The 11,704-nt window shown below is 45.1% G+C and carries 7 protein-coding genes and 2 pseudogenes; 3 read left to right on the top strand and 6 right to left on the bottom strand.

Features of this window, described 5'->3' with window-relative positions:
• Nucleotides 1-13: 13 nt before the first annotated feature.
• Genes NSQ54_03945 through NSQ54_03930 form a run of 4 tightly spaced genes read right to left on the bottom strand, consistent with a single transcriptional unit; the run spans nt 14 to nt 7,528 of the window.
• Complete coding sequence (locus NSQ54_03945) at nt 14-1,786, bottom strand: acyl-CoA dehydrogenase family protein (GenBank protein WYP27276.1); 1,773 nt, start codon at nt 1,784-1,786, stop codon at nt 14-16.
• Between the two features lie 29 nt (nt 1,787-1,815).
• Nucleotides 1,816-3,000, bottom strand: a complete 1,185-nt coding sequence (locus NSQ54_03940; GenBank protein WYP27275.1) for an acetyl-CoA C-acyltransferase — start codon at nt 2,998-3,000, stop codon at nt 1,816-1,818.
• Between the two features lie 16 nt (nt 3,001-3,016).
• On the bottom strand, nt 3,017-5,374 hold the full coding sequence (locus NSQ54_03935; protein ID WYP27274.1) for a 3-hydroxyacyl-CoA dehydrogenase NAD-binding domain-containing protein: 2,358 nt from the start codon (nt 5,372-5,374) through the stop codon (nt 3,017-3,019).
• 12 nt (nt 5,375-5,386) lie between these two features.
• Nucleotides 5,387-7,528 (bottom strand): heterodisulfide reductase-related iron-sulfur binding cluster, encoded by a 2,142-nt coding sequence (locus NSQ54_03930; GenBank protein WYP27273.1) that lies wholly within the window; start codon nt 7,526-7,528, stop codon nt 5,387-5,389.
• A gap of 192 nt (nt 7,529-7,720) precedes the next feature.
• Here NSQ54_03930 and NSQ54_03925 point away from each other — a divergent pair, with 192 nt between their 5' ends.
• From NSQ54_03925 to NSQ54_03915, 3 genes are read left to right on the top strand one after another with little or no spacing between them, the layout of a single operon-like run.
• Complete coding sequence (locus NSQ54_03925; protein ID WYP27272.1) at nt 7,721-8,311, top strand: TetR/AcrR family transcriptional regulator; 591 nt, start codon at nt 7,721-7,723, stop codon at nt 8,309-8,311.
• Nucleotides 8,312-8,339: 28 nt separating this feature from the next.
• Nucleotides 8,340-9,107 (top strand): electron transfer flavoprotein subunit beta/FixA family protein, encoded by a 768-nt coding sequence (locus NSQ54_03920; GenBank protein WYP27271.1) that lies wholly within the window; start codon nt 8,340-8,342, stop codon nt 9,105-9,107.
• A 12-nt stretch (nt 9,108-9,119) separates the two neighbouring features.
• Nucleotides 9,120-10,103, top strand: coding sequence for an electron transfer flavoprotein subunit alpha/FixB family protein (locus NSQ54_03915; protein WYP27270.1), 984 nt, complete (start codon nt 9,120-9,122; stop codon nt 10,101-10,103).
• Nucleotides 10,104-10,691: 588 nt separating this feature from the next.
• Here the strand turns inward: NSQ54_03915 and NSQ54_03910 are convergent.
• Together NSQ54_03910 and NSQ54_03905 are read right to left on the bottom strand one after the other, a co-directional pair.
• Nucleotides 10,692-11,235, bottom strand: a pseudogene (locus NSQ54_03910) (cysteine hydrolase family protein).
• Nucleotides 11,229-11,675: pseudogene (locus NSQ54_03905) on the bottom strand (GNAT family N-acetyltransferase). The pseudogenes NSQ54_03910 and NSQ54_03905 overlap by 7 nt, the downstream one beginning before the upstream one ends.
• Between the last annotated feature and the right edge of the window lie 29 nt (nt 11,676-11,704).

Below are 11,704 nucleotides of genomic sequence, written 5' to 3'. Positions count from 1 at the left end.
TTTTGCTCAAACATTACACAACATACTTCTTTGCATACGCGACTTTTTCGGCGATTTGGCGTTTTTTTGCTGTGGCATTAATTGGTGTTCTGCGTCCTAATTTCTTAAGAATCGAAGCTTGTGTACGCAGCATGTCACCAGACTCCATCGAAGCGAGAGACTCTTTGGCAAGCAACTCAATTTGATCGAATGCTTCATGGACAGCAATTTCTGTCATCGCAATGGCTGTTGCTGCTTTTTCTTCTCCTCTTTGATCAATGAATTGCTTCGTGCGGGCATACGCACTTTCCACTACGTAGATCTGAATCATCATGTCTGCCAGGTTGCTAAGGAGCTCCTGTTCACGCTCAAGCTCAAGCTGGTATTTTTGAACCGCCTGACCTCCTATTAATAAGAACATTTTCTTAGCCATTTCGATCAAATGAGCTTCCTGCTCTAGCGTTTGATCAAATGTTTGACCTGGGACCATCGATAACAGCTCGGATTGAAGAGCTTGAGCTTTTTCCATAAGCGGAAGCTGCCCCTTCATCGCACGTTTGATTAAGGTACCCGGAATTAACAGGCGATTAATCTCGTTTGTCCCTTCAAAAATACGATTGATACGCGAGTCACGGTAAATACGCTCTACTTTGTATTCTTGAATATAACCGTACCCTCCATGAATTTGAACACCTTCATCTGCAATCGAGTCCAACGCTTCTGAGCTAAATACTTTGTTAATCGAGCACTCCAAGGCATATTCAGCGATCGCTTTTGCCGAGACAACACCTGCATCAGGTTTACTGAAATCAATATCCTTCATCGCCTCATCCATTATCCCTGCTGTACGATACACCATACTTTCAAGCAAATAGGTCTTCACATTCATCTCAGCGAGCTTTTTAGCGACTAATGGAAATGAAGCAATTGGGCGACCAAATTGGGTCCGCTCGTTTGCATAGTCAGCAGATAGCTCAATCGTTTCCTTTGCTGCGCCTACACTTCCAGCAGCTAACTTAAACCGGCCAATGTTCAAAATGTTAAACGCAATTAAATGACCTTTTCCCACCTCCCATAACAAATTGTCAGATGGTACCTTTACATCCTCTAGAATCAACGGGCACGTAGATGAGCCCTTAATCCCCATTTTCTTTTCCTCGGGTCCAATGCTCACCCCGTCCATCGTGCGCTCTACAATGAATGTGCTGAACGCCTCGCCATCGACCTTGGCATACACAATAAAAATGTCTGCGAAAGCTGCATTGGTGATAAACTGCTTTGTACCATTTAAAGTGTAATGCGTGCCGTCTTCTGATAACACCGCATTGGCCTTTGCCCCTTGTGCGTCCGAACCAGATGATGGCTCTGTTAAACAATAAGCAGCAATCTTGCGTCCAGCCGCTAAATCCGGCAGGTAGCGTTTCTTTTGTTCTTCTGTTCCAAAGTATACGATGGGGAGCGTGCCGATTCCTACATGTGCTCCAACGGATAGGGCAAAGGATGAAGCCTTGGATAACCGTTCATTAATAAGCGTCGAACTGACCTTATCTAGCTCCATGCCGTCGTACATCTCAGGAACATCGGCGCCAAGTAAACCTAGATCGCCAGCCTTTCGAATTAAATCTACAGTTAGTTTGTAATCAAGACCCTCTAGCTGTTCATCGTGTGGAAGAACCTCACGCTCCACAAAATCCTTTGTCGTATCAGCAATCATTCGTTGTTCATCTGTTAATTGATCAGGGGTTACAACCGTTTGATAATCAACTTCTTCAATGATAAATCCGCCGCCAGTCACTGATTTCAGCATCACAGACACCCTCCTAGATTTTGATTACATTATGTTGCATGAATTTCAAATACACCCGCTGCTCCCATTCCTCCACCGATGCACATCGAGACCACACCATACCCGCCGCCACGACGTCCTAACTCATGGTGCAACGTAGATGTTAACTTCGCTCCCGTACAGCCAAGTGGATGACCAAGGGCAATCGCTCCACCGTTCACGTTTACTTTATCTTCATCAAGTTTAAGCTCTCGAATGATGTGCAAGCATTGAGAAGCAAAAGCCTCATTGATCTCAAATAAATCAACATCCGCTTGAGTGATGCCTGCCATAGCTAGGGCCTTTGGAATAGCCTTCACTGGACCAACACCCATAATTTCAGGCTCCACACCGGCTACGGCAAATGACTTAAATGTCGCAAGAGGGGTTAAACCCAAAGACTCTGCCTTCTCCTTACTCATCACAACACAGGCTGCCGCTCCATCACTCATTTGCGAAGAGTTCCCTGCTGTGACAGACCCTCCTTGTTTAAAAGCAGGCTTAAGGGAAGCCAGAATATCACTTGTTGTGTCACCTCGAATGCCTTCGTCCTGATCAAAGGTATAGGACTCTTCCCACCGTTTACCATCCTCTGTTACACCACTTTTAGATGTGTGAACAGCAATAATTTCATCCTTAAAGAAGCCATTTACATGAGCTTCATACGCTTTTTGATGACTCTTGGCTGCAAATGCATCCTGATCTTCTCTCGATACATTAAACTGGCTCGCCACTTCTTCAGCTGTGAAGCCCATTCCCATGTAAGCTTCAGGCAGCTCTTCGGCAATCGTTGGATGAGGCGAAAAGTGAAAGCCTGTCATCGGTACGTGACTCATGCTTTCTACTCCTCCAGCAATGACAACCTCCGCGTGCCCTAGCATGACTCGCTCTGCAGCAAACGCAATGGATTGAAGGCCCGATGAACAAAATCGATTAATTGTGAGTGCCGGAGTCGTAACAGGAAAGCCCGCATACAAGGAAATAATTCGTGCAACGTTTAGACCTTGTTCTCCCTCAGGCATTGCGCAGCCCAAGATGACATCCTCAACATCCTCTTTTTTAAGCCCAGGTGCCCGGTCGATTACAGCATCAAGCACAGCTTTGCCCAAATCCTCCACTCTTGTTTCGGCTAAGCTTCCTTTTTTTGCTCGCCCAGACGCCGTTCTAGCTGTTGAAACAATCACTGCTTCTCTCATATCATTCACCTCTCCTCTAATTGCGTAGTGGTTTTCCTTTGCTTAACATGTGCTGCATTCTCTGCTGTGTTTTCGGCTCGCCACACAGGCTGAGAAAGGCTTCGCGCTCCAAATCTAGCATGTATTGCTCGCTCACGAGTGTCCCTTTAGGCACATCACCACCAGCTAAGACATGGGCAAGCTTCCCTGCAATGAACACATCATGATCGCTTGCATACCCTGCCATTTGCATTTGTCTGGCTCCAAGCTTCATAATCGCTTTTCCCTCACGACCAGTTACTCGAATCTTCTCGCGGCCTTTAGGTTGATATCCGTTCGCAAGCTTTCGTGCTGCTTGTTTTGCTTCATAAATAAGATGTCCTTCATTCATCACAAATCCGTCTGCCTCACGCATGTATCCTAGTTTCTTTGCATGTTCGGCACTCGTTGAAACCTTAGCCGTCGCAATCGTCTCAAAAACACGATTCACATCTGCTTGAATGTCACGATCACTCGGAGCCGACTCTGGACTTAAGCGAAGCATATACTCCTTACATCCGCCTCCAGCTGGAATGAGACCTACGCCCACTTCTACAAGTCCATAATACGTTTCTGCTGAAGCGACGACTTTGTCTGCTGGTAAGCAAACCTCCACGCCCCCGCCCAGTGCCATCCGATGAGGTGCTGCGATCACTGGTTTTTCAAAGTGCTTTAAGTTATACATGGTGTTCTGGAACATGCGAATGATTTGATCAACCTCATCCCACTCCTCGTCCTGTGCTTCCATAAGTAGAATCATGAGATTGGCGCCAACACAGAAGTTCCGGCCTTGATTGGCAATGACAAGTCCATCAAACTGGTTTTTCACCTCTTCTGTGGATTGCTGAATCATCGTTAGAATGTCTGCACCTATCGCATTGTTTGGCGAATGAAACTCCAAACAGGCAATGCCGTCTCCAATATCAATTAGACTTGCTCCACTGTTTGAGCGCACAACCTTGTTCTGAGCTTTAAGGCGCGCAAGACTAATTTCTTCAGGTGCGGTTTCTAGCTTCTTGTACTCACCACTTGAGATATAGAAACGATCTCCTTCTTTTTGCTCATAAAATGACGTGTGACCATCTGCAATCCAATCCGTTACCCAAGCAGGGACAGATAATCCCTCTGCTTCCATCCGCTTAACCGATTTTTCAAGACCAATAGCATCCCATGTTTCAAATGGACCAAGCTCCCAGTTAAAGCCCCATTTCATTGCTTCATCAATTTCTACAATGGAGTCAGCAATTTCACCTACTTTTTCCGCAGAATAGATCAGCATCTGTTTCGTTACGTTCCAGGCAAGCTCGGAAAATCGGTCTCCACCCGTTAGCAGGGCTTTTAGTTTTTTGGGTGTGCCTTTTGCAAGCTTTGCGGTTTCTAGGGACGCACCCTTTGGTTTCGCTAATGGCTCATAATCGTACGTTTTCAGGTTCAGAGAAAGAATTTGTTTCCCCTTCTCCGTTTTCATTTTTTTGTAGAAGCCTTGACCTGCCTTTTCCCCAATCCAGCCTTTTTCCACCATGTCATGAAGAAGCTGTGGCACGTTAAAAATCTCTTTTTCCTCAGGGTCTTCAAGTTTTGCATAGACATTGTTTGAAACAAAATAGAAAGTATCAATCCCCACTAAATCAAGCGTGCGGAATGTGGCACTTTTCGGTCTGCCCATTGCAGGCCCAGTCACCGCATCAACTTCTTCAATGGTGTAGCCATTTTTAATCATTTCTTGTAGCGTGATCAGCATCCCATGCGTTCCAATTCGGTTTGCAATAAAGTTAGGCGTATCCTTACAACGCACAACTTTTTTTCCTAATGTTTTTTCAGAGAAGCGGGTCATCTGATCCAAGATTTCCGGCTTCGTATATTTGCCCGGTATTACCTCAAGTAGCTTCATATACCGTGGCGGATTAAAAAAATGCGTTCCGAGAAAATGCTCTTGAAACTCCTCGCTACATTCTGAAACCATCTCGTTAATGGAGATCCCTGACGTATTCGAACTAACAATGGTGCCGATCTCCCAAACCTCGCTTATTCGTTGATAAAGCTGCTGCTTGATTTCCAGGTTTTCAACAACAACCTCAATCACCCAATCAACTTCTTTAATGCGGTTTAGATCGTCCTCAAGATTTAAAGGCGTAATGAGTCTGGCTGAATGCTGATCAAAAAAGGGAGCGGGGTTTTGCTTTTTGAGCTTTTTAATCGCAGAGATGGCTAATTGATTCCGGTTTTCTTGGTCGGCGTCTTTTGGAACGATATCCATCAAAAGCGTTGGGATGCCTGCATTTGCAAGATGTGCCGCAATGCTTGCGCCCATCACACCAGAACCAATAACAGCTGCTTTTTTGATTTGATCGTGCATGTATGTCGCCTCCTATTCAATATGATTTGGCGTTTCACCAAACACCGCAAGATCGAGAATCTCGGCAATATCCTTGGTTTTTACTGTTTCGACTTCGGTTGATTTTGTTCCATCTGCTAGCATAGTAAGACAGAATGGACACGCGCTGCTGATTACACTCGGATTCACTTCCAGCGCCTGCTCTGTGCGAGCAATGTTGACTCTCTTGCCTGCGTCCTCTTCCATCCACATCATTCCACCTCCAGCGCCGCAGCACATCCCATTTTCACGACTTCTCGTCATTTCAACTAATTCAACGCCTGGTATAGCCCTAAGAATGTCCCTCGGCTGATCATAGACATTGTTGTAACGTCCAAGATAACAGGAATCATGATACGTAATTCGTTCGTTCATTTCATATGTGGGCACGAGCCTTTTTTCTTTGACAAGCTGATCTAGAAGCTCCGTATGATGCAAGACTTCAACATCTTTAAGCCCAAAGTCCGGATATTCATTTTTAAATGTATTAAATGTATGCGGACAGGCTGTCACGATTTTTTTGACATTGTATTTTTCAAAGATTGAGATGTTCTCCATACAGAGCTCCTGGAAAAGCAGTTCATTCCCCATTCGTCTTGGCGTGTCCCCTGAATTCTTTTCTTCATTACCTAGAATGGCAAAGTTTACGCCTGCTTTGTTTAACAACCTTGTGAAGGACTTAGAGATTTTCATGCTGCGGTTATCATAGGACCCCATCGACCCCACAAAATACAGAATCTCGAAATCGGGATTCTCCTTCACCGTAGGCACATGACTTACATCCTCTTCTTCCTTCCAATCCGCTCGACTGTTTCGATTAATCCCCCATGGATTGCTTTGTCTCTCGATGTTTTGCATGGCTCGCTGACCGTCTGTTGGTACACTACCTTCCATTAAGACAAGATGGCGTCTCAGATCAATAACTTTATCGACATGCTCGTTCCCAACTGGGCATTGATCCTCACAATTGCGACATGTCGTGCATGCCCAGATCTCTTCTTCAGTCATTACATCTCCAATTAAGTTCAGCTCATCGACTGGCTTATCCGTTGTAGCCCACATTTGTTTTTGCATTGCGAGCGTAGGTTCAATGGATGTCGTTGGCCCACCGCTCCAGTCATAACCTTGTGCGCTGCTTGCTTGAACACCATGTGTTGCAGGCTGCGGAAAAGCAAATGCGGGAGTCCAAGGCGTTTTTCGAGTCACTGCCCCTTTTTCCGTCAAATGATCACGAAGCTTCACAATCAGATGCATTGGAGACAAGAGCTTCCCTGTATTTGATGCTGGACAAACATTCGTACAACGCCCACATTCAACACAGGCATAATAATCAAGCATTTGCTTTTGGGTAAAATCCTCGATCTTTCCAACCCCAAACGATTCAGCATCCTCATCTTCCAGGTCCAGCTTTTCTAGCCTGCCAACCGAATCTGTTCGCCCTAAGAAAATATTGATTGGCGCAACAATTAAGTGAAAGTGCTTGGATTGTGGAACATAGATGAGAAAGCTTAAGAGAATAAGTAAGTGAATCCACCAGAATGCGTAGAATCCAATGGCCCCCACCGTCGTTCCAAGCCCTTGGAATGGTGCGGCGATGAATGATGTGATTGGTGCAAACCAGGAAGCTTCTAAGCTATGAAACACTCGTTCAAAAGCAAGCGTTCCAAGAACCGAGATCATTAACGAAACAATTAAGAAAATCACAATACTCGGCTTCCAGCCTTTTTTCAGCCTTGGCAGTTTTTCACCATAGCGACGGTACGCTGCATACCCAATCGCAAGCAGAATGAGAAATACTGTTATTTCTTGAGTCAAAACAAAGACGTCGTACCCTGGGATTGGCAATCCTTCAAACCCAAAACCTTTGACTATGATATCCAGAGCGCCAAACTGAAGGATGATAAACCCGTAAAAGACGACAAGATGCATAATTCCGCTTTTAGGGTCTTTCATTAGCTTTGTCTGACCAAACACTTGCACAAAAAAGATTTTCAACCGCGTACCTAATTCTTGATCTAGCTTTTTTGGTTGACCCATTTTCACATTGAGATATCGGTTGTACATAATCATTAAAAAGATATACAAACTGAAACCGTTTACAATAAGAAATGATAAAAATTGGATCCACGCAAGCATTCTGAATCAGTCCTCTCATGGATGTTCCATACGACTAGCTGCCTTACCACCAAGATATTACCTCCCCTCTACAAAAAGACTACAAAAATCGCGTGTTCACTCGTTGACAGAAGGTTGAAATTCGACTAAGATGATTAAAAATGAATGAGTATTCATTCACTATTACATGAAGCTTAACACCGAGGTGGAACGATGACAAGTAGAAAAAAAGAAAAATATCACCAGATTCTTGAAGCTGCGATTACCGTTTTTGCGGAAAATGGCTATCATAAGTCACAAGTTTCAAAGATTGCAAAAGAAGCAGGCGTTGCCGATGGAACGATCTATCTTTATTTTAAAAACAAAGAAGACATCTTAATTTCTTTATTTCGCGAAAAGCTTGGCGAGCTTGTCGAGAAATTTCAAACGAGCCTCGAGCATATAACAAATGCAGAGGACGCCATTCGCACAATCTGTCGCATTCACTACACAGAACTTGAAGCAGATGTTGATTTTGCCTACGTCACTCAAATCGAGCTAAGACAAAGCAATATGGACATGCGAGTAGCCATTGGGCAAGTGGTAAAGCCTTATATCCAGCTTCTAGAAAGTGTGATCAAGCAGGGCATTGAATCAGGGTCATTCCGAAAAGATCTTGATACAAAATTAACACGCCTCCTGCTTTTTGGAGCGATGGATGAAGTTGTCACTACCTGGCTCATCTCAGGACAAAAGTTCTCTCTCTCAGATCAGGTAGACAAAACGGTTGAGTTTTTTCTAAAAGGATTACAGGCACACTCATAAATCTTTTATTTTGAAAGGAGAATGATTGATGAATATTTATGTTCTGTTAAAACAAACCTTTGATACAGAAGAAACGATCACAATTGAAAAAGGCACCATCTCAGAGGATGGTGTCCAGTTTGTCATCAACCCCTACGATGAATACGCAGTGGAGGAAGCGATTCAGCTTCGAGATCAAACAAATGGAAGCGTTTACGTCATTTCAGTTGGTCCGGAGCGTAGTGCCGAGGCTCTGAGAACAGCACTTGCGATGGGAGCAGATGAAGCGATCCTCATCCATGATGACCGCATTGGCACAGACGAAGCCTCTGTATCAAAGGTGCTTGCTGCCTACTTAGGTGATCAAGCCTATGACGTCATTTTAGGTGGATATTTTTCCGTGGATAACGGGGCTGGTCAAGTAGGAATTCGTTTAGCGAAGCTCCTGAACATTCCACATGTTGGCTCCATTACAGAGTTAACTGTTGATGCGGGGACGGCTATGGTGAAGCGTGATGCCGAGGGAGATACAGAAGAAATTGAAGTCTCCTTGCCTGCCTTGCTTACTGCTCAACAAGGACTCAACGAACCGCGTTACCCTAGCTTGCCAGGCATTATGAAAGCAAAGAAAAAGCCATTCACCACACTTAATCTAGATGATCTATCTATCTCAGAAGATGCACTCGTTTCAAAGACCACACGACTTGATCTCTCGTTACCTGAAAAGCGACAGGCTGGGCAAAAGCTCACCGGTGAGCCAAGCGAACAAGTGAAGGAATTAGTCTCTCAGTTAAAAAGCAAAACCAATCTTTTTTAAGGAGGAGATCATATGACAAACCAAGTGCTGGTACTCGCAGAACATCAGAATGGCAACCTTAAACAAGTGACGTATGAAGCAATCGAAGCAGCTCGTTTAGCTACTGCCGGAGAGATTTCCGTTCACCTAGCAGTTGTAGGACACGAGCTACAAGAAGTGACGGAGCAACTAAAAAATAGTGGTGCGGCTACCATTTATACCTTAGACCATGAAGACTGTAAGCATTATAATCCGGAAGTGTATGCAGCCGTTCTTATGGAGCTCATTGAGAAATCAGGTGCAGACGGTGTTGTGTTTGGTCATACAACCGTTGGCCGGGACGTCGCTCCCCTCATTGCTGCGAAGCTGGATGCGGGACAAATTTCTGACGTCATCGCGATTGAACAATCAGGAGATCAAGTCAGTTTTACAAGACCGATCTACGCTGGAAAAGCCTTTGAACAAAAAACCTTCCGCAGCACCCCTTGGGTACTGACGATTCGCCCAAATAATATCCCGGCAGCTGGTGAATCGGATGTAGAGAGCGAGATCGTGGAGGTTAAATATACCCCGCCTAGCACACTCCGCACCGTGATTAAACATGTTGTCCAGAAGTCAACCGGCACCATCGACCTTGCTGAAGCAAAAGTCGTCATTGCCGGTGGCCGCGGAGTTAAAAGCAGTGACGGTTTCAAGCCACTAGAAGAGCTCGCCGAAGTACTCGGAGGCGCGGTCGGTGCCTCGCGTGGCGCCTGCGATGCCGACTACTGCGATTACGCGCTGCAAATCGGTCAAACCGGTAAAGTCGTGACGCCCGAAGTCTATATCGCCTGCGGAATCAGTGGCGCCATCCAGCACGTAGCCGGCATGAGTCAATCCCGTTTGATCATTGCAATTAACAAAGATCCAGAAGCACCAATCTTTAAAATTGCGGATTACGGAATTGTTGGGGATCTGTTTGAGGTGGTGCCGTTGCTGACAGAGGAGTTTCGTGCGGTGTTGTCGATGAAGAGTTGAATGGGAGTGGGGAGCGCCACCTTGACAGGGTGGCGCTCATTTTTTTGTGTAGAGATGTTGCGATGTAATTGAAGGTTGAGCCGTTGTATTTGCTCTTTTCACGATGTATTTTCCGCTGAGCCGTTGTATTCATCTGTTTCTCGATGTATTTTCCGCTGAACCGTTGTATTCGCTCTTTTCTCGCTGTATTTTCTACTGAACCGTTGTATTCGCTCTTTTCTCGCTGTATTTTCCGCTGAACCGATGTATTCGCTCTTTTCTCGCTGTATTCTCCGCTGAGCCGTTGTATTCGCTTTTTTCTCGCTGTATTTTCCGCTGAGCCGATGTATTCGTCTTTTTCTCGATGTATTTTCTACTGAACCGTTGTATTCGCTCTTTTCTCGCTGTATTTTCTACTGAACCGTTGTATTCGCTCTTTTCTCGCTGTATTCTCCGCTGAGCCGATGTATTCGTCTTTTTCTCGCTGTATTTTCTGCTGAACCGATGTATTTGTTCTATTCTCGATGTATTTTACGCTGGACCGATGTATTCGCCGCAGAGTCGATGTATTTACCTCAATCCTCTTACTTACTACCTCTCCACCCCTACTTACTCCCCCTGCTCGCGCAACCAATCCTTCATACTTATCACTCTAGCGAACTCCTCATGCAAGGTTGCTAGTGTCAGGTTGTGCACTAGATCGGCATTATACGTAATCCCCTTGTGATCCGTTAGCTCAAACGCAGCTGTTGCATCTGCTATGAGCGTTGTATCAAATCCTAGATTCCCGCTCATTCTTGTTGTTGTTGAGACACAGTGCGGAGTAGTTAAGCCAACGATCACTACTTGCTCAATGTTCAGTTCTTTTAAACGTTCTTCTAATCCTGTCCCGATAAATGCACTGTTCACCTTTTTTTGAATGACTGCCTCGTGAGCCAGAGGCGTAGCCACTTCTTTGAATTCGACTCCTTCTTTCTCTATAAAAAAGCGAGAATTCGAATTAGTGGATACGTGTTGAATATTCCCCTTTTCTTCGGAAACGCTCAAGAATCTGAGCGATATTCTCCTCTGCTTCAGGATGATTACGCTCTCCCCACTCTTTGTCTTCAAATGCTTTCTGCACATCAATCACAAGCAAAGCTCTACTCACCATGTCAACTCCCTTCTATACTCAACAAACGGCCACTCCTCACCTGCCGCATTCACGTATGTCTCCTCGCTCACGCTTCCTTGAATAAACCCATTCCGTTCTAGCACCTTATGTGAGGCAAAATGATTTGATGTTGTTTTCGCTTCAAGTATCCGCACATTCGGTAATAACTTCGCCTCATCAATTAACAGCTTCAGCGCTATTGTGGCAAGGCCCTGGCCCGCAACGCTACGTGCCATGCGATAACCAACAGCCCCTACACCCTCCACATTAATATCCACAATGTTTATCCTACCTACAATCTCTCCCGTCTCATCTTTCACTAAATAAAAATAAGAACGCTTTTCGTCCTGCTCCTTCAACAACCCACGGTGACTCTCGCAGAAATTCTCATATTGATAATAGTCATCCCCACGCCCAGGAACCATCTTTTCAAAATACTCACGGTTCTCAAGTTCAAATTGATAGAGCG

It is taken from the genome of Alkalihalobacillus sp. FSL W8-0930 (genome assembly GCA_037965595.1).
In the GTDB taxonomy this organism is placed as follows: Bacteria; Bacillota; Bacilli; order Bacillales; family Bacillaceae_D; genus Alkalicoccobacillus.
This window is presented reverse-complemented; position numbering and strand designations above follow the sequence as displayed.

Excerpts from the sequence above, each read along its gene's own strand:
- NSQ54_03945 (WYP27276.1), bottom strand. The coding sequence starts at position 1,786 with ATGCTGAAATCAGTGACTGGCGGCGGATTTATCATTGAAGAAGTTGAT.
- NSQ54_03940 (WYP27275.1), bottom strand. The coding sequence starts at position 3,000 with ATGAGAGAAGCAGTGATTGTTTCAACAGCTAGAACGGCGTCTGGGCGA.
- NSQ54_03935 (WYP27274.1), bottom strand. The coding sequence starts at position 5,374 with ATGCACGATCAAATCAAAAAAGCAGCTGTTATTGGTTCTGGTGTGATG.
- NSQ54_03930 (WYP27273.1), bottom strand. The coding sequence starts at position 7,528 with ATGCTTGCGTGGATCCAATTTTTATCATTTCTTATTGTAAACGGTTTC.
- NSQ54_03925 (WYP27272.1), top strand. The coding sequence starts at position 7,721 with ATGACAAGTAGAAAAAAAGAAAAATATCACCAGATTCTTGAAGCTGCG.
- NSQ54_03920 (WYP27271.1), top strand. The coding sequence starts at position 8,340 with ATGAATATTTATGTTCTGTTAAAACAAACCTTTGATACAGAAGAAACG.
- NSQ54_03915 (WYP27270.1), top strand. The coding sequence starts at position 9,120 with ATGACAAACCAAGTGCTGGTACTCGCAGAACATCAGAATGGCAACCTT.